Genomic DNA, 17950 nt, shown 5'->3' with positions numbered 1-17950 from the left:
TGATAATTTATAACTCATCAATGGTATGTTGATGATTGGTAAATACACAAATATCGCCCGCTATTTTTAGCGATTTTTCAACAATTTCTCTGGCTGATAAGTCGGTATTTTCAAATAGTGCGGTTGCCGCTGCTTGAGCAAAATTACCACCACTACCAATAGCAACGAGATCGTGCTCAGGCTGAACAACGTCGCCGTTACCGGTAATGATTAATGATGCTGTTTCATCAGCCACGACTAAAAGCGCTTCAAGCTTTCTTAAAGCACGGTCACTTCGCCAATCTTTAGCGAGCTCTACCGCAGCTTTTGTTAAATGGCCTTGGTGTTGCTCTAGTTTACTTTCAAAGCGTTCAAATAAAGTAAATGCATCAGCAGTGCCACCGGCAAAACCTGCTAGCACTTTATCATTGTATAAACGTCGAACTTTGCGAGCGTTTCCTTTCATTACGGTATTGCCAAGCGATACTTGGCCATCACCAGCAATAGCTACTTTGCCATTGCGTCTTACTGAAACGATAGTAGTCACATTAACCCCTAATAGATTAACCAGCATACTTATGTATGCCGGTATTTAATGTATGTGTATGTTCAATAAGTAGGGGTGCTAGGTGGGGTTTTCAAGGATAGGAGTGTAATTATTTCCATAACCAAATTTGACAATAATTAATTTTGTTGTTTTTTAGTTTGTGTTTGTCTTTTTCTGCATCACGTTTTTTTTCATACGGACCAAGAAAAACTTTATAATAAGTACCGTTAGAACCCACTGATTTACTTATTTGTGCAGAAAGTCCCACAAAGGCTATTTGGGCCTTTAGTACTTCAGCTTGTTTAAGGGTTCTTAAAGATGCACATTGCATTTTATATGGGCCACCTTTTTTTACATCATATTGGCCTACTTCAATTTTTTTGTCTTCTAACTCTTTGCGGTAAGCCCATTTTTCTTTTGGAGGAGTAGGTAAGCTTGTTTCCGCTTTAGCTTTTTCTTCTACTAAAGGTGCCGTAGTCTCTTGTGGAGAAGTATCATTATCTTTAATGCTCCATAAAAAATACGTGAAAGCACAAATAATAATTAGGGTAAATAAGCCGATAAGTTTAACTTTTACCGGTAAACCTTTAGGTAGTTCTTTAGAGCCCTTTTTGTAAGGACTCTTTTTTGTATTGCGTGGGCGAGAAACGTAATCTTGATGTGCCATGGGAAACTAATTTTACAGGAAAAAATAAGAAGTAATTTTAACGAACTTGTTAATAAATGATACTGTTTTTATTCATATCATTTATACAAGATAAGATCAGAGTGAATTTTCAACTAAGTAGTGGTGTTGTTACCAACTTAAATCTATTGGATCTATGTCGACAGACCAACGTACTTTTGACTGCCATTCGTTGTTTGGGATCAATTGTAACATTTGGTAAATGGCTTGATGTAAATGCTTACGGGTTTTTGATTGCACAATAAGATGAAAGCGATATTTACCACCTCGCTTTTCCATTGCTGCAGGTAAGGGACCAGCAAGTTCACATCCTTCGTATGAAGTCGCACATATTTCACGTAAAAATTTATCAGGGTAAGAAGGGTAATTTGCTTCGGCTCTAAATAGTGCTTGAAAACCAAATGGAGGTAAATAAGCTTGCTTACGTTCAGTCAACGCATATTCTGCAAAGTGTTTATAACCATTATTAACAAGATCTTGTAATAATGGGTGCTCGGGATAAGCGGTTTGTACTAATACTTTCCCTGGCTTACTTTCCCTACCTGCTCGACCAGCCACCTGAACCAGTAATTGGGCCATGTGTTCTGCAGCTCTGAAATCGAAACTGAACAGTGCTCCATCAATATCCAGCATCGCAACTAAGGTAACATCAGGAAAGTGATGTCCTTTAGCGAGCATTTGAGTGCCTAATAATATTTGATGTTTCTTTTCTGTGACCTCTTGCAGTAACTTGGCTAGCTCTCCTTTTTTTCGTGTGCTGTCTCTATCTATTCTGACACTACTTGCGTCTGGAAACAGCTCACTAATGCGTTGTTCAAGCTGTTCAGTACCTTGTCCTAAAGGTTTGATACGAACACTACCACAACTATCACATTGCGCGGGTACACGTCTTTGACTACCGCAATGATGACACATGAGTAGTTGTTTACTTTGATGCAAGGTATATGGTTTATTACAACGTTTGCATTCAGGGATCCAATGGCATTCTTGGCAATTAATGGCTGGCGCGTAACCTCTACGGTTTAAAAATATTAATACTTGTTCGCCTCGCTCAATGGTTTTCTTAATTTCACTTTTTAAAGTGTCGGATAAACCATGTTCCATTTGATGTTGAGCAATGTTGATCAAGTGAATTTTCGATGTACTACTATTACCCGCCCGATTGAGTAATTGATGGTAATGATATTTACCTGAAAGTGCATTATGCAAAGACTCTAGGCTAGGTGTCGCACTGCCTAATATAATAGGAATGTCTAGCTGGCGGGCTCTTAAAATAGCCATGTCTCGAGCATTATATCTAAAGCTGTCTTGTTGCTTGAACGAGCCGTCGTGTTCTTCATCAATAATAATCATACCGAGTTGATGCAAGGGGGTGAAAATAGCAGAGCGGGTACCTATTACAATAGCTGAACTACCGCGTTGCGCTTCAAGCCATGTTTGTAATCTTTCATTATTATTTAAGCCAGAATGATGCAAACAAGTCGGCACATTAAAACGCTGTTCAAAACGGTTAAGGGTTTGCGGAGTTAGGCCTATTTCAGGTACAAGCACAAGTACTTGTTTATTGGCTGCCAATATTGTTTCCATGGCTTGTAAGTAAACTTCGGTTTTACCACTACCTGTAATACCATCAATTAAGTGGCAAGAAAAACACTCGTTGGTTTGTTCAATGGCTGACAATACAACCGCTTGCTCAGTAGACAAAGTAAGTTTGTTCTCGCTATTTAATGAAGATTCAGTCCATTTAAATAGGGTTGGCTGTCTCTCTTCTTGTTCAATAAAACCTTTTGTTTCTAATGCGGTTAACTGCGACTTTGTATAACCTAAGGTACGTAACTCTGCCCATGTAATTGACAAGTGTTTATCAATTAATTGATGTAAAGCGTATTGTTTAGCCGCTTTAGTTTTCAACTTTTCTAATAAAGTGCGATCGATATTTTTAGCCGATACCCAAATGAGAGGAAGTGATACGTCAGGTTGTTTTACTTGTCGTAAAAGTACCGGTAGGGCTTGTTGCAAAACATCACCTATAGGGTGGTGATAGTAGTCAGCACAGCGCTGTAAAAATTGTAATAGTGGCGCATCAAAATGAAAATTATCAACGACTCGGCTGGTAATGTTTTTGAGCTTGTTCAGTGGTAGTTCGGTTTGTTCGCTCACTGACAATACAACGCCAATAACTTGTCTTGGTCCAAAGGAAACCGCCACACGTTCACCAATTTTAAGCGGTTTGTCTAATAAGTTAGGTGGAACAACATAAGTAAACAATTGTCGCAAAGGAACGGGAATAGCTATTTGTACAAAAAGAGGATTTCCTGATTGCGTCACTTGTTACAACTTATAAATGAATGATGACTTATTTTGACGTTTAAACGTTAACTTGCCAAGTTTGAAAACACGATAAAAGTGATTAAAGATAAAATAAGTAAAAACTCATTAAATTTGGTGGTTTTTACGCCAATATATATTGCTTAATAGCATTAATTAAATTACTATGCGCCTCCAAATTATTTAACTCGTATGGTGCTTGGCAGCAATTTGACTGATCAAGTGGCGATACGGCCTTACAGAGGTAACCCCCATGAAAGACGGTATTCATCCTAATTATGCAGAGTTCAAGGCAACTTGTTCTTGTGGTAATGTTATTACAACTCGTTCAACAGTAGGTAAAGATCTTTACTTAGACGTATGTTCAGAGTGTCACCCATTCTACACTGGTAAGCAAAAAGCTGCTGAAACTGGTGGTCGTGTTGATAAATTCAACAAACGTTTTGGTGCTCTTTCTAAGAAGTAAATCTTCTTTAAAGATAACATTATTGAAAAAAGCGCCTTGTGCGCTTTTTTTATGTTCGCAATTTAAGTTTAGCTTTTAAAATATAGGCTATATTTTCGTTAATGTTGGCTTTCTTTTATTCTTCTTTTTATCTATTTCTGCTACATTAGTCCCCATTCAATTTTACCCATTCCCTCATTCAGCAAGGTACGTAAATGGCCGATCGTAAGCCCGATAAATTTTTTAAAGACAGAAAATTTAAAACTGATACTCAAATGGACGAGCTAAAGGTTCCCCCTCATTCGTTAGAAGCGGAGCAGTCTGTTTTAGGTGGTTTGTTACTAGACAATGATACTTGGGATAGAGTGAGTGAAAAGGTGGTTGCCGAAGATTTTTATAGCCGCTCTCATCGTATTGTTTTTGAATGTATTGCCGTGTTGATTGAGCTAGGCGAACCTGTAGATTTAATTACCCTGTCTGAAAGCTTAGAAAACGATCAAAAATTAGATGCTGCTGGCGGTTTTGTTTATCTTGCTGAAATGATGAAAAACACGCCAAGTGCTGCCAACATTGTTGCTTACGCTGAAATTGTAAGAGAGCGAGCCGTAACGCGTGAGATGATCAGCGTTGCCAATGAAATCGCTGAAGCTGGTTATGACACTCAAGGTCGTACAAGTGCTGACTTACTTGATTTTGCTGAAACCAAAGTATTTGCTATTGCAGAGAAAAGAACCAATAAATCTGAAGGTCCTGCATCACTTAATTCTGTACTAGAGAAAACGGTAGATCGTATTGAGAAGTTGTGTTCATCGCCAACGAATGGTGTTACAGGTGTTTCTACAGGTTTTGCCGATTTAGATAAAATGACTGCTGGCTTACAAAAATCAGATTTGATCATTATTGCGGCACGTCCATCTATGGGTAAAACAACCTTCGCGATGAACTTGGCCGAAAATGCAGCAATGACATCAGACAAGCCTGCACTTATATTTAGTTTAGAGATGCCTGCTGATCAAATAATGATGAGGATGCTGGCGTCTTTAGGCCGTATTGACCAAACTAAAATTCGTACCGGTCAATTACAAGATGAAGATTGGGCTCGACTTTCTTCTACCATGGGATTACTCATGGAAAAAGGTAAAATGTACATTGATGACGCCGCAGGTTTAACACCTACTGAAGTTCGTTCAAGAGCAAGACGTATTCATCGTGATCATGGTGGTATTAGTATGATCATGATTGATTACCTTCAGTTGATGCGCGCACCTCAGTTTTCAGATAATCGTACTTTAGAAATTGCTGAAATTTCACGCTCGCTAAAAGCACTAGCGAAAGAATTAGAAGTACCGGTTGTTGCACTATCTCAGCTAAACCGTAGCTTGGAGCAGCGTTCAGATAAACGCCCGATCAACTCCGATTTACGTGAATCAGGTTCAATAGAGCAAGATGCCGATTTGATCATGTTTATTTATCGTGACGAGGTATATCACGACGATTCTGAATTTAAAGGTATGGCAGAAATTATTATTGGTAAGCAACGTAACGGCCCAATTGGCCGTGTACCGCTGACTTTCCAAGGTCAATTCTCTCGTTTTGATAACTATGCGGGTTCTCATGTACTTGAAGAAGATTAACTCTTTTTGTGTAGTGAATAATTAATGAGTATACGTACCGCGACGGCGATTATTGATTTCCAAGCGCTTGCTAATAACTATCAAACCATTAAATCCTATGCGCCTAACAGTAAAGTGTTAGCTGTATTAAAGGCGAATGCCTATGGACATGGTTTAGAGCGCATAGCACAAGCTTTGCCGCAAGCTGATGCCTTTGGTGTTGCACGTATTGGCGAAGCTATTGCCTTGCGTAAAGCAGGAATAGTTCAGCCAATCGTTTTATTAGAAGGTTTCTTTTCACCGGATGAGCTTTTTTTATTATCTGAATATAACCTAGACACTATTATTCATAATAAAGAACAGCTTAATGCAATAACACACGCCAGTATTGATACTCCTATTAAGGTTTGGCTGAAAATTGATACAGGAATGCATCGATTAGGTATTGCCCCTAATGACTTAACGACTTTTTATCAAACATTAGAGCAATGTAAAAATGTTCAAAAAGGCATTGTTTTAATGAGTCATTTAGGCTGTGCTGATGATGTAAATGATAAAACAACCGCCATTCAGCTTAACTTATTTCAGCAGCTTACTAGACTCGGCCGTGAAAATAAAAATGAATGTTCTTTAGCTAACTCTGCAGGTATATGCGCGTGGCCTGAAACGCATTTTGATTGGGTTAGGCCTGGTTTAATGTTGTATGGTGTATCGCCTATGCTAACCTTAAGTAATGAAAAAAAAGCGCTACAGCCAGTTATGACACTAAAATCGAGTATTATCTCTATTCGAAAAATAGCCAAAGGCGACTCTGTAGGTTACGGAAGTACTTGGACAAGCAATCAACCAACTCATATTGCTGTTATCGCTATAGGTTATGGTGATGGTTATCCTCGTCATGCTGAAAATGGTACGCCTGTCTATGTAAACGGCAGAATAGTACCTTTAGTAGGAAGAGTGTCTATGGATATGATCACGGTAGATTTAGGCGGAGACTTAAAAGATAAAGTCGGTGATGAAGCCACGCTATGGGGAGCTGATTTACCTATTGAACGAGTTGCTAAATATGCGACTACCATTCCTTACGAGCTTTTGTGTAATATCAGTAGAAGAGTACATATCACTATCAAAAAATAGCCGTACTATTTTTTAAGGTCATTATTATGTTTATTCACCTTGAATAGTCGCTACTACCTCTCTAGAGCTTGCATAGTTTCTGTGCTCGCCTAAATATATTCCTTGCCATATTCCCATGTTAAGCCTTCCAGCAGTAATAGGGATCGTAATGTTATTTCCCAGAAGACTCGTTTTTATATGAGCAGGCATATCGTCGCTACCCTCATAAGTATGCTGATAGTACGGAGCATTTTCCGGCACCATAACATTAAAGTGTTTTTCCATATCAGATCGTACTGTCGGATCTGCATTTTCGTTTAATGTTAAAGAAGCGGAAGAGTGTTTAATAAATAAGTGGATAACACCAATATCAATTGCTGAAATTTCAGGTAAGTGGGTAATAACTTCGTCTGTTATTAAATGAAACCCACGTTTTCTAGCTTTTAATGAAAACTCAATTTGTTGCCACATGATATAAAACCTTTCTGTTGGCATTGCTAAATTTTAGGTATTAAAAAACCCCATTGAAAAATGAGGTTTTTGGATTTAGCAAAGATTATTTATCGAAACTGAATTCTATAAAAGCTTTACCTAAAGGAGATGATAATGGAATGATCACAATAGGTCCGTCAGCTTTATGGCTGATAGTATGATCTTTACCTGAAACTACTACTGGTGTAGCCATATCAAACTCGAAGCCTTTTTCACTCAGCATGCGTTTAGCGCCGCCAGTAACCATATTGGTAATTTCACCGACCAAATCAGTAATTTCGTCATTAATTTCGTCAGGTGCTTCGCCCACCATGTTTTTCATAGTAGCGAGGGCTAATCCAGCTTGAAAAGTTATTGAGAGAGAGCCTTTAGTTTGCTCACTCACCATGCCGATTAATCCAGAAACATCACCCATAGCGATGTTGCTTTTCTTTAAAATGGGCTTTTCTGGGGTTAAATCCATTTGTGCCATTGTTGACATAACGTTAAGCATTGATGACAAAAACGGGTTGATAAACTCTACATTCATGAATGTTTCCAAGGCCTTAATTGAATTCTCTAGTACTGATTTTGCATGGAAAACGCATAAATGTAAATCAGTACTTGCTATTTAATACCATCAATTTTCACGATTGTTTGTGAGGCGGTAAAAGTTAAACTTCCTTCTATTGTACTATCTTGAAAATTTAAAGTATTTATTTGTTTAGGATAAGTATTAACGAGTAAGTCATTTTTTACCAATAATCCGGGTAAATAATTTTTAAAACCAACTTCTTGGTAGATAAATATATTTCCTCGTTTAACTTCAATGCCAATAAAATTTAATTTAAGTTCTTGGTTTGCAAAGCTCAAGGTGAAGTGTTTTTCTACATATTCTTGTATAAAGGCTTCGTACTGTTTATGTTCAGGAGAAAAATTTATTTGTTTAAGTTCTGAAATAGCATTTTCAAAATCGTGAGCAGTAAACTGATGAATTATTTCGATTTTTTTAGACGATTCATTTAGTGTTAAATCTGTAATTCCAAAAAAATAACTATGAGCAGCAGCGGTTGCTGCTACTCCCCAAAACAGTAATATAATAATTGATTTAAATAAGTGCTTAATCATTAATTACTTATCTTCATCAGCCGCATCGGTATCTGACTCTTTTTCGTCAAGAGACTTTAGTTTTTTATTATAGTCACGCATCATGTCTTCTTTTTTGCGTTTGTATAAATCAAAGCGAGATTTTATAGGGCGTGCAGGCCAGTAATTGTTATTTACATTTACATCTGCTGTTTCCCAGTTTGGATCAACGGCAATGGCTGTTATCTCTTTATCTCTAATCAGTAACTTTGATACTTTACTGCTATTTTTACGCCAAATTTCAGCCGGAATTCTAATGTTTTCTTTGCTGTTATCAGCATAAGTGACTTCTAATAATATCGGCATAACTAAACCGCCAATATTATTAAAATCGATAATGTAGAAGTTACTTTCATTGGTTAATAAGGTTTTTTCCCAATCTTCTAGTTTTTTATTAGCACTATTATATTTATTACGATCAGCATTTGTTGCGGTAAATTTGTCATGTTCGTTATAAAAATCTAATAGCTCAGGTTTATCTTGAGTACGTAACCACTGACCTTTATTACGTAAGTTTGAAATAAACTCGGGTTTTTCGTTTTCTAATGCACGTTCCCATGCTTCTTCAGTATCTGGATTTTGGCTATTTGGACGGTATAAATGAATGTCGCCTAACGCAATATCAACATGATCTGTAGTGTAAAACCAACCACGCCAGAACCAATCTAAATCAACGGCTGAAGCATCTTCCATTGTTCTGAAAAAATCGGCTGGGGTAGGGCGTTTAAACATCCAACGTTGAGCATATTCTCTGAATGCAAAGTCAAATAATTCACGGCCCATAATAGTTTCACGTAATATATTTAATGCTGTAGCAGGCTTACCGTAAGCATTATTACCAAACTGTAAAATAGACTCTGAGTTGGTCATAATCGGTACTTGGTTGTTACTTTTCATATACTCAGTAATATCTGCAGCGTGACCTCGACGCGAAGGATAGTTTTCTTCCCATGATTGTTCAGCTAAAAATTGTACGAAAGTATTTAAACCTTCATCCATCCATGTCCATTGGCGTTCGTCAGAGTTAATGATCATAGGAAAGTAGTTATGACCCACTTCATGGATAATTACACCAATTAAGCCGTACTTAGTTCGGCGTGAATAGGTTTTTTCACCTGTTTTTTTGTCAAGTGTTGGGCGAGGGCCATTGAAGGTGATCATCGGATACTCCATACCACCTACAGGGCCGTTTACTGAGATAGAAACAGGGTAAGGATATGCAAAAGTATATTTATTGTATTGCTCCATCGTATGGATAATGGCTTCAGTAGAATATCTTTCCCATAAAGGGTTACCTTCATTTGGGTAGAAAGACATGGCCATAGTGTCAGTAGCACCTTTTTTATATCCTTGTGCGTCCCAAATAAATTTACGGCTTGACGCAAATGCAAAATCTCTTACATTTTCAGCTTTGAAGTGCCATGTTTTTTCTTTGCTAGAACGAGATTTCTCATTCTCTAAGGCTTCATCTGGCGTTACGATTAAAACAGGTTTTTTGGCTGTTTTTGCTTTGTCTAAACGTTGGCGTTGTGTTTTGGTTAAAACATTTTTAGGGTTTTGTAGTTCACCTGTTGAAGCAACAATATGATCGGCAGGTACGGTGATTTTCACATCATAATCACCAAATTCTAAAGTAAATTCGCCGTTACCTAAAAATTGCTTATTTTGCCAACCGACTGCATCGTAATATGCTACAGCTCTAGGAAACCAGCTTGCCACTTCGTATAGGTAGTTATCGTCTTCTTTAAAATACTCATAGCCTGAACGGCCACCCAATACTTTTTGTTCTTGTAAGGTGTATGTCCATTCAATATTAAATTCTATATTTGCGCCTGTTCTGAGTGGCTTGTCTAGGTCAATACGCATCATGGTGCCGCTAATAGTATACGGTAATGCTTTATTGCTTTTGTCCGTTACTTTTAAAATACGGTTTCCGCCATCAAACGTTTCCGTTTCAATGACATTTCGGAAGCCACTGTAAGTTATTTTTTTAGCGGGGGCGGTACGCGTTAACTTAAAATCTGAGGCTCTTCCCATTCTATTTTGATCGAGTTGTAACCAAATATAGCGTAGCGTGTCGGGAGAGTTGTTTTTGTAGTTTAGTGTTTCGCTGCCTGTTAATTGCTGCGTTTTATCATCTAATTTTATTTCTATTTCATAATCAACTTCTTGTTGCCAATATTTATGGCCTGGAGCGCCAGAAGCTGTTCGATAAATGTTTGGGGTAGGCAGGATTTCTTCTAATTGACGAAATTTGTCATCGTTAATTGTACTCTTAGCTAATACAGTATTTGATGTTGCGATACATAAACAAACTACCGCAGAGCTGAGTATAAGTTTTAGCGTGTATTTCATAATATTCCCATTATGCATTTTTAATATGTTTTTTATTCTTCATAGCTTTATAACATAACCTGCTTCAGTCCGTTAAGGGGTAGCTATAAGTATGCGATAAGAATACATAAAGATAAGATTAATAGCAGATCAATTGTCAAATTGGAGTTACAAAGTGATTAATTGGGAGCCATTATTGACAATTTTTACAGGTACCGTGTGCTTCAACAATTTGATGGCTAATTGAAAATCCATGCGTATCGGCCATTATTCTTAGTGACGAGTCTAAGTCATTTGATTGAATTTCTTCAACGTATCCACAAATGTCACAAATAAGTAACTGAACTGGGTGACTACATTCACTGAAGTGATGACACATAACAAATGAATTAATAGATTCAATTTTATGAACAAAGCCTTGTTTACCCAAAAAATCTAATGCTCTATATATAGTGGCGGGTTTAGCTGAAGCGTCAACTTTCTTTAATTGATCTAATAAATCATAAGCACCTATTGCGCCATCATGTTGAGCAAGAATTTTAAATACTTGTTCACGCGCTGGGGTAAATCTAGCTCCACGAGTTTGGCAAACGTGTTTCGCTTGTTCTAATAGTTTTTCAGTAAGCATATTTTTCATTATTCAGGGTAAATGACTCTTCAAGTTTATCATAGTGATCCTATGCGTCTAGATGAATTCGCCACTATTGCAATTCAATTTATAACCTTAGTCATACAAAATGTATGAATTTTTAATAAATGAACATCGAAATTTCGATGTTTTCAATAGAATTGCTAGGTAAATATTTATCAAAAAGCGATCAGGAGGAATTGTTGCAGCTATGTCGCTAGAATTATGTTAAATATTTGTTAATATTAATGAGGATGGTGATCGTATATATTAAATAATGTATTCAATATGTTGTTTCTTAAAGGTTTTTGTGTCATTAAAATTTACAGGTTTATTTAACATTATATTAACAAGTTGTTTTATTTGTTTTAATTCAATGTGTTATAAAGTTGGCATTTAGCTTGCTGACTGCGTTTGTGTTCGGAAATGTTAGTTGTATTAACATTTTGTTAACTCTTTGTGTGTTGTTTGAGTAACGAGTCGAACAAACTAAATTAATTCAGTATGGCTGTTCATAATAAGAACAGCTTTTATTAAAACGAAAGGAATAAAAATGAAAAATTTTAAGAAAAAATTATTATCGGCTGTTGCTGTTGTCGCATTATCTCCATTAGCACAAGCTGGTGTAATTTCTTATTCAGATAACCACATTTCTTCAACTACCGATTGGTTTGATACATTAACAGTATCACAATTCGACAGCAGCATGGGTACACTTAATACCGTAGATATCTCTTTTTCTGCAGCTATGTTATCAGACATGATTTTAGATAATGACAATGTTTCAGCAACTACAGCACGTGGTACTGTATCTGTTGATACTATTGGTTCATTTTTAGGCTTAGGCGCACTTAACATTGCTTTATCAGCTGATACAGGGTTTCAAGCTTTAGCTGCTGATGATTCAGGTGATACAGATATCCCAGGAGCTGGTGGTGCAGATGAGTATGCCGGTTTAGGTTTAACTGGTTCTGATATGATGAACATTACTATCGACGCTTCAAATGCTGATTTCTTAAACTTTATCGGTGCTGGTACTGTTTCTACAGTAGGTTTAGGTACTTTCGGTGGTTATGCTGTAGCTGGTGGTGGCGGTAATGTTGATGTTAACGTTAATACTTCGGCTTCTGCTATTTTAAATGTTACATATAACTTCACTGATAAAGTAACAACTTCTGTTCCAGAAACTGGTTCTTTAGCTATTTTTGGTTTAGGTCTTGCTGGTTTTGCTTTAAGCCGTAAAGCTAAAAAATCTGCTTAATTTATTATGTTAATAAATTAATGTTTATTTAATTTTAAATAAATATCTCTAATAAAAGCACCATATTTATGGTGCTTTTTTATTGTGTAAAATATTCTGACACTCGCTGGGAAGTATGTTGTTTATTGTTGTCAGTGTTTACAGTTTAATATTCCAAAGTATTTTTATTTCTTGTAATACAGCTTTAATAACGGGTTCATCTGATCTGTTTTTATTAATCGCAAAAAATAACGGGATCTCAAAATCTAATTGCGGGAGTCGTTTTACGTATTGTAACCTTTCAGCTTCTTGTGCTTCATCGTATTCTAAAAAGCTCAGACCATAACCTGCTTTTACTAGTTGTAATCTTGTTTCGTCGCTACTTGTATTTATATTTGCGGTAGTAAACTGTTTTAGTGTAGATTTTAATTTGTCATCAAAGGGACAGTATTTTCCCATCGTTATCCAAGGGGCTTGTGCTAAATCAGTGATCAAGCTTTCATGAGTTAAAAGCGTGGTAGCCGGAGCAATAGTTGTAATATTTTGCTGTTTGATAGGCAATGCAAATAGCTCATTAGGAACTTCACCATAAATATATGCACCGTCAATGATATTGCTTTGCAATGCGGATAAAGCAGCTCCGCTAGAAAGCGTTTCAATATTTAAATGAATGCCTTGGCAGTTTTCCGTTATGTTTTCTAATAAAAGGGGTAAATTGAGCAGATTAGGTGATTGATTAATCGAGAGTTTAAATTCGCCTATTATTTCACTTTGATTTTCTACCGCTAAATTAACCATATCAATAGCCGAATTTAAAGTTTTTTCAGCTTTAGGTAATAGTAGTTTACCTTTCTCGGTAAGGGCCATACCTTTACTTGAACGATCAAATAAAGGTGTTTTTAATTCTTCTTCAAGACTTTTAATATGAGCACTAATTGCTGGCGGTGTTGTACATAACTGTTTAGCTGCGGCGGTAAGATTACCTGTTTTTGCAACAACAACAAATGAGCGTAAATGATAAAATTCCATGCATGTCTCTTCGTATTAATAAAAGCGAGAAAGTTAAACTATTAACTTGTTTTTTAACCTTTGCACTATACCTAAAATAGACTTTTAATAGCATTCATAAATCATGAATACTCACTTCATATTTTATGAATAGCGAAGTTTTGTGAATCGTTTTACTTTATAGCCGTAACCAATCAAGTTCCCACTGAAACCCGCATCTTGAATGATTACGTGTATATATCGAAAACCACTTACGATTTTAAATCGCCTATTAAAGTAACAAATAAAGGAAATTAATTATGCCTTCATCATCTAATGTGCTTGAATTTTCACCCGCGAATAGCAAAGTTGCTAATACATTTTTTTCTAACAAATTAAGTTTTGAAACTGATTGCTCTGATGTGTACGCAGATATAAAAGCAGGCGCTAATGACTATTTATTACTTGATGTGCGTTCTAAAGAAGCTTTTGATAAAAGCCATGCTATTACAGCCATCAGTATGCCTCATGCACAGATAACAGCTGAATCTTTCGCGAAGTATCCTAAAAATACGATATTTGTTGTTTATTGCTGGGGACCTGGTTGTAACGGAGCAACAAAAGCGGCTAAAAAAATATCTGCTCTAGGCTTTGCTGTTAAGGAGATGATTGGCGGCATACATTACTGGGAAGATTTTGAACGTTACCCAGTAAATAGATATCAAGCTAATGCCCAAGTGTGATTTTTCTAAAATATTGATTTAAGTTATTACTTTAGATCGTAAGTTTTTAACAGGATGAAGAGTCAATCACTAACAGCTGAACTAAATGAGTAAAGTACAAATGAATAAATGTGTATTAAATTTTCATTTATTTTGTGTGGCGTATATAAACCCCGTATAATTCGCGCAAATTTTAGCAGTTATCACTAATAACTAACTTATTGCGTATTTGAAAGGTTTTAATGCTTTATGATTTCTCATAAACTTTCCGTTGCACCCATGCTCGATTGGACTGACTTATTTGAAAACAAAGGCTTGATGCACTGCTAGGTGTACAATAGGCGTACTTCCTCTATTTTTTACCTGCTGAGTCAAGCTTTAATTGTTTAAACTTTATACTATTTAATCATTTTATTGAAATTTGGACATTTTTTCATTAGAATCGCGGTTATCAAAGAAGTAAAATTGTCATGGAAGATATTAAGTGGTAAATAAAAAATTCCCCAGTGATTACCCTACTCATATTCAAGTTCCTAGTGAAAAAGCGGCACCTATAAATATAGAACTTTATAGAATGGTAGGAAATAATCCTCCTTTAAGAGATGATTTCGTGCCTAGCAATAAAGACCCTTTACAATCTCATATGATCAAACAGTCTAAATTTAGAGATTCCGCGGGTTATTACGGCACTTCATTTTCTTTGGATAAATCTAAACTGGTTAGTGTTATTAAAGGTAATCCAAATAAATTTGGTTCGAAAAAAGTGGCTAAAGGAGCTATAACTAGAGATATGGGAGTTGGAGAAAAAGACTCTAAAACTCATGTTACTGTTTGGTTTTATCAAAATGTTTTCCCTGATGGGTTTGAAGTATTATGAGTAAGAAATCTGATTTACTTTTCAAAACGTCTTCAATTTATGGAGATTTGTACTATCACAATGTATATAGTTTCTATGAACAGCCTTTAATTTTTACTGCATATAATGAGAATGATCAATTATTCTTTTGTTATGACTTAGGTGTTGATGAAAGTAATGAATTGTGGATTTTTGCCCCTATTTCTGAAGAAAAAGTAAGGAAATTGGAAAATAAAGATATTCCAATTGTCAGCGCACTTATTCAAAATAAAAATTATAAAGCGATTTTGTATATGGAGCCATTTGATGACTCTCCAGCAAAAGAATCTTTATGTTTAGTGAAAGATTTACCTTATCAGTGGCCGAATCTGGATGTTTTTATACATGAAAATATTAATTATGATAATAGACGAAAGCATACTCATAAAATAAGAATTAATAAGCCAAATAGTAAAGCAATTGATTCGTCTATTCTTAACGGGGCAAATGATAGTTTTGGTTATTTTTGTAAAAATGTTTGGAAAAAACATGATATTCCTTCAAAAATATTGCTACACGATGCTATCCCAGGTTCTTTTATATACCGTGTTGAGGTTCAAAATAAAGATACTGATAAAGAAGAGGTTCATGAGATACTAAATAGGCTTTCCAATAAAGATGATTTCATTCATGCTATTGATGAAAAAGAGCTTGATTTAAGGTTAGTAAAAAGATTGTTTGACGAGGTTCTCTCGCATAGATTAACTATTCAATTAATTGATGAAGAATCTACAGACATTATTATTGAATTAACTGAGGCATATGTATATGAGCTCATTGATATTGTTGATGATAGGCTTGGTACTTATCTAGATAGTAGCATGGTGCCTCAAGCTGATAATTTTGAAACTCTCAGGCTTTTTTTAACTTTAACAAAGAATAAAGGTTTTGTTACTGCTAGCGATCTCGGAGTCCATCAAAGACAAGTCAGTTATTATCGAGATGCATGTGAGTTACTTGCTTTAGTGCATGATTATTCAAAGTTAACACCACTTGGTTTAGATGCTGTAAGTTCGTCAAATAAGGATTTTGTAAGTATAATCAAAACCCAATTTATGCATACAGAGTGTGGAAGTATTTGGATGCTTAATCAGGGAGTTAAAGACTTGTTAGATATAAATGGGGAATCAGCCACTGATTTCCTTATTCAATTTTGTAATGGTTTGAGTGAAGGAACAGCTAAAAGAAGAGCTCAAACCTTAAAGTCTTGGGTTAGAAACTTTAAGGAGTTTAAATAGGATTTTTAATTTTATTTAATCTTTGGTTAGTTATTTCAACAGCTTTAGCACTTAAATCGTTACCTTTAAAATTTCGTTTTAATTCGGCTGAAGCACAACCTACAAATCCCGCTCCACAAAAAGCATCAGCTACAACATCGCCTTCTTCAGAGCTTTGTATTATTAATGTCTTAGCTAGGTTTGTCGGTTTTTCTGTTGGATAACCACGCCAAATTCTTTTTTCTTGAAGTATGTCCGGTATCGATAAGTCATTTAACTTACGCTTTCCTTTTTCAAAAAATAAAATAAATTCATATCTTGCTCTATAATGATAACCCATCCCAATAGCCATTTTGTCCCAAATAATTGGTTTCCAAAATTTAAAACCAGCGTTTTCAGCAATTGGTTTTGCTATAAATGCTGTTTCTTGATCGCAAAAGAGATAGAAGTGGCTATTTTTAGCTAAAACACGATAGACTTCTTTGAAAAGTTCTTCAAATCTAGAGTTTGGAAATATCTCAAACCATTGGTTGCTTGATGATTTACTTTTTTTTAATCTTGTTGTAGTTCCAATTTTTCTGTGCTTTTCTAGAGATTCATAAGGAGGGTCGGTTATAAAGAGGTTTATAGAGTTATCATCTTGAGATTTTAACCAATCAATAGCATCTTTATTACTTATGTCAAATTCCGTTTCGATATTTTTATTAATTATATCTTCTTTTGAAGCGTCCATTTTACTCTCTAAAAGTTATGTTAATTTATACAGTGTATTGTGTCATGTTTTATCCTAGCAATGCAATGAATTGGAATTTATATAATAACAATACCGTTGTATAACACTTAGGCACTTCCTACATTCTTTGACCTGACCAAACAACTCGGCCAATTAACTCTATATCTGTTCCATTAATGTCTTCTTTATTTATTTCCCAAGGCTCGTACATATGGTTATCTGATTTCACCTTTATAATACCTTTAGGTAAGACCTGTAATCTTTTGACTAGTAAATTATTGTCATGTCTTATTACATAAATCCCATCATTCAAGCCATTAAAGTGTTTATTTACCATTATCATGGCACCGTTCTTTAATGTTGGGTACATGCTGTCACCGTCAACTAACATCAAAAATACATCATTTGGGTTTACACCTATTTCTTTATTTAGCCATTTTGGCTCAAAGCTTATTAAGTGTGTTTGTTCTTCAGCTTCAACTAATAATCCTTCACCAGCTGATGCTTTTACTTCATAAAAAGGTAATTTTATATGGCCTTCTATGACATTTTTTGTTGGTTCCACCTCTAGATTTCCTTTTCCAGTCATAAACCATAAAACATGTTCTTCAAGGGTTGGTGTGGTAATTATTTTATCAATTACTGAAACACCAACGTTAGAGAACCCTCCTTCGATTTTTTTCAATGTACTCAATGATATGCCAGTAATTTCTGAAAATTCGGCTTGAGTTTTATTCATTGATTCACGGAGGATTTTTATTTTTTTGCCATAATTCATTTGACATGGTTCCATATATGGATTTATGATTGTCACAGGTTCCATTTATCGAACCTTGTGTCGACTCTAATCGCTTTGAATTGCTT

Annotated in this window: 18 protein-coding genes; 7 read left to right on the top strand and 11 right to left on the bottom strand. The window is 35.6% G+C overall.

The window, feature by feature from the left end:
- Positions 1-7: 7 nt before the first annotated feature.
- From hslV to priA, 3 genes are all read right to left on the bottom strand, one after another.
- Entirely contained in the window at positions 8-526 is a 519-nt protein-coding gene (gene hslV / locus AC0L5Q_RS11675) for an ATP-dependent protease subunit HslV (protein ID WP_076417304.1), read from the bottom strand.
- 109 nt (positions 527-635) lie between these two features.
- The gene (locus AC0L5Q_RS11670; RefSeq protein ID WP_473608281.1) at positions 636-1193 is read right to left on the bottom strand and encodes an SPOR domain-containing protein; all 558 of its coding nucleotides are present in this window, start codon (positions 1191-1193) and stop codon (positions 636-638) included.
- Positions 1194-1322: 129 nt separating this feature from the next.
- A complete protein-coding gene (gene priA / locus AC0L5Q_RS11665) occupies positions 1323-3539 on the bottom strand; it encodes a primosomal protein N' (RefSeq protein ID WP_473608278.1) in 2217 nt (738 codons plus the stop codon).
- A gap of 253 nt (positions 3540-3792) precedes the next feature.
- On the opposite strand from priA, the gene rpmE reads away from it, so the two are divergent.
- The 3 genes from rpmE (at position 3793) to alr (ending at position 6734) form a co-directional block, all read left to right on the top strand.
- Complete coding sequence (gene rpmE, locus AC0L5Q_RS11660) at positions 3793-4005, top strand: 50S ribosomal protein L31 (RefSeq protein ID WP_077342498.1); 213 nt, start codon at positions 3793-3795, stop codon at positions 4003-4005.
- 194 nt (positions 4006-4199) lie between these two features.
- Positions 4200-5618: a replicative DNA helicase gene (dnaB, locus tag AC0L5Q_RS11655; RefSeq protein WP_473608273.1), complete on the top strand. Its 1419-nt coding sequence runs from the start codon at positions 4200-4202 to the stop codon at positions 5616-5618.
- 30 nt (positions 5619-5648) lie between these two features.
- Positions 5649-6734 carry an alanine racemase gene (gene alr, locus AC0L5Q_RS11650; protein WP_473618292.1) on the top strand — a complete coding sequence of 362 codons (1086 nt, stop codon included), beginning with the start codon at positions 5649-5651 and terminating at the stop codon, positions 6732-6734.
- 30 nt (positions 6735-6764) lie between these two features.
- Here the strand turns inward: alr and AC0L5Q_RS11645 are convergent, their stop codons facing one another.
- The 5 genes from AC0L5Q_RS11645 to zur form a co-directional block, all read right to left on the bottom strand.
- The gene (locus AC0L5Q_RS11645; protein ID WP_473608270.1) at positions 6765-7184 is read right to left on the bottom strand and encodes a secondary thiamine-phosphate synthase enzyme YjbQ; all 420 of its coding nucleotides are present in this window, start codon (positions 7182-7184) and stop codon (positions 6765-6767) included.
- Between the two features lie 85 nt (positions 7185-7269).
- Entirely contained in the window at positions 7270-7734 is a 465-nt protein-coding gene (locus AC0L5Q_RS11640; protein WP_473608266.1) for a chemotaxis protein CheX, read from the bottom strand.
- A 77-nt stretch (positions 7735-7811) separates the two neighbouring features.
- Positions 7812-8312, bottom strand: coding sequence for a DUF6702 family protein (locus tag AC0L5Q_RS11635; protein WP_473608262.1), 501 nt, complete (start codon positions 8310-8312; stop codon positions 7812-7814).
- A 3-nt stretch (positions 8313-8315) separates the two neighbouring features.
- A complete protein-coding gene (locus tag AC0L5Q_RS11630) occupies positions 8316-10685 on the bottom strand; it encodes a M1 family metallopeptidase (RefSeq protein WP_473608259.1) in 2370 nt (789 codons plus the stop codon).
- A gap of 172 nt (positions 10686-10857) precedes the next feature.
- Entirely contained in the window at positions 10858-11292 is a 435-nt protein-coding gene (zur, locus tag AC0L5Q_RS11625) for a zinc uptake transcriptional repressor Zur (protein ID WP_473608256.1), read from the bottom strand.
- Between the two features lie 553 nt (positions 11293-11845).
- Here zur and AC0L5Q_RS11620 point away from each other — a divergent pair.
- Positions 11846-12553 (top strand): choice-of-anchor E domain-containing protein, encoded by a 708-nt coding sequence (locus AC0L5Q_RS11620; protein WP_473608252.1) that lies wholly within the window; start codon positions 11846-11848, stop codon positions 12551-12553.
- 138 nt (positions 12554-12691) lie between these two features.
- On the opposite strand, the gene AC0L5Q_RS11615 is transcribed toward AC0L5Q_RS11620, so the two are convergent.
- On the bottom strand, positions 12692-13561 hold the full coding sequence (locus tag AC0L5Q_RS11615; RefSeq protein ID WP_473608247.1) for a LysR family transcriptional regulator: 870 nt from the start codon (positions 13559-13561) through the stop codon (positions 12692-12694).
- A gap of 278 nt (positions 13562-13839) precedes the next feature.
- On the opposite strand from AC0L5Q_RS11615, the gene AC0L5Q_RS11610 reads away from it, so the two are divergent.
- The 3 genes from AC0L5Q_RS11610 to AC0L5Q_RS11600 all read left to right on the top strand — a co-directional run bounded on the left by AC0L5Q_RS11610 (position 13840) and on the right by AC0L5Q_RS11600 (position 16374).
- Complete coding sequence (locus AC0L5Q_RS11610) at positions 13840-14262, top strand: rhodanese-like domain-containing protein (RefSeq protein WP_473608243.1); 423 nt, start codon at positions 13840-13842, stop codon at positions 14260-14262.
- 463 nt (positions 14263-14725) lie between these two features.
- Positions 14726-15118 carry a hypothetical protein gene (locus AC0L5Q_RS11605; RefSeq protein ID WP_473608238.1) on the top strand — a complete coding sequence of 131 codons (393 nt, stop codon included), beginning with the start codon at positions 14726-14728 and terminating at the stop codon, positions 15116-15118.
- Complete coding sequence (locus AC0L5Q_RS11600; protein WP_473608235.1) at positions 15115-16374, top strand: DUF6575 domain-containing protein; 1260 nt, start codon at positions 15115-15117, stop codon at positions 16372-16374. The genes AC0L5Q_RS11605 and AC0L5Q_RS11600 overlap by 4 nt, the downstream gene beginning before the upstream one ends.
- Here AC0L5Q_RS11600 and AC0L5Q_RS11595 read toward each other — a convergent pair.
- Together AC0L5Q_RS11595 and AC0L5Q_RS11590 are read right to left on the bottom strand one after the other, a co-directional pair.
- Positions 16367-17086, bottom strand: a complete 720-nt coding sequence (locus tag AC0L5Q_RS11595; RefSeq protein WP_473608231.1) for a DNA-methyltransferase — start codon at positions 17084-17086, stop codon at positions 16367-16369. The two genes, AC0L5Q_RS11600 and AC0L5Q_RS11595, sit on opposite strands and share 8 nt — an antisense overlap.
- 118 nt (positions 17087-17204) lie before the next feature.
- Positions 17205-17909 (bottom strand): XRE family transcriptional regulator, encoded by a 705-nt coding sequence (locus AC0L5Q_RS11590; protein ID WP_473608227.1) that lies wholly within the window; start codon positions 17907-17909, stop codon positions 17205-17207.
- Between the last annotated feature and the right edge of the window lie 41 nt (positions 17910-17950).

It is taken from the genome of Pseudocolwellia sp. G5-9 (assembly GCF_055808995.1).
The sequence above is the reverse complement of the archived record's forward strand: the minus strand, read 5'-3'. Positions and strand labels throughout refer to the sequence as shown.

Bases quoted from the DNA above. Each gene is read 5' to 3' on its own strand.
- AC0L5Q_RS11610 (WP_473608243.1), top strand. From the start codon at position 13,840: ATGCCTTCATCATCTAATGTGCTTGAATTTTCACCCGCGAATAGCAAA.
- AC0L5Q_RS11645 (WP_473608270.1), bottom strand. From the start codon at position 7,184: ATGTGGCAACAAATTGAGTTTTCATTAAAAGCTAGAAAACGTGGGTTT.
- AC0L5Q_RS11630 (WP_473608259.1), bottom strand. From the start codon at position 10,685: ATGAAATACACGCTAAAACTTATACTCAGCTCTGCGGTAGTTTGTTTA.
- rpmE (WP_077342498.1), top strand. From the start codon at position 3,793: ATGAAAGACGGTATTCATCCTAATTATGCAGAGTTCAAGGCAACTTGT.
- AC0L5Q_RS11640 (WP_473608266.1), bottom strand. From the start codon at position 7,734: ATGAATGTAGAGTTTATCAACCCGTTTTTGTCATCAATGCTTAACGTT.
- AC0L5Q_RS11670 (WP_473608281.1), bottom strand. From the start codon at position 1,193: ATGGCACATCAAGATTACGTTTCTCGCCCACGCAATACAAAAAAGAGT.
- dnaB (WP_473608273.1), top strand. From the start codon at position 4,200: ATGGCCGATCGTAAGCCCGATAAATTTTTTAAAGACAGAAAATTTAAA.
- AC0L5Q_RS11600 (WP_473608235.1), top strand. From the start codon at position 15,115: ATGAGTAAGAAATCTGATTTACTTTTCAAAACGTCTTCAATTTATGGA.
- AC0L5Q_RS11615 (WP_473608247.1), bottom strand. From the start codon at position 13,561: ATGGAATTTTATCATTTACGCTCATTTGTTGTTGTTGCAAAAACAGGT.
- AC0L5Q_RS11635 (WP_473608262.1), bottom strand. From the start codon at position 8,312: ATGATTAAGCACTTATTTAAATCAATTATTATATTACTGTTTTGGGGA.
- AC0L5Q_RS11590 (WP_473608227.1), bottom strand. From the start codon at position 17,909: ATGGAACCTGTGACAATCATAAATCCATATATGGAACCATGTCAAATG.
- AC0L5Q_RS11620 (WP_473608252.1), top strand. From the start codon at position 11,846: ATGAAAAATTTTAAGAAAAAATTATTATCGGCTGTTGCTGTTGTCGCA.
- AC0L5Q_RS11595 (WP_473608231.1), bottom strand. From the start codon at position 17,086: ATGGACGCTTCAAAAGAAGATATAATTAATAAAAATATCGAAACGGAA.
- zur (WP_473608256.1), bottom strand. From the start codon at position 11,292: ATGCTTACTGAAAAACTATTAGAACAAGCGAAACACGTTTGCCAAACT.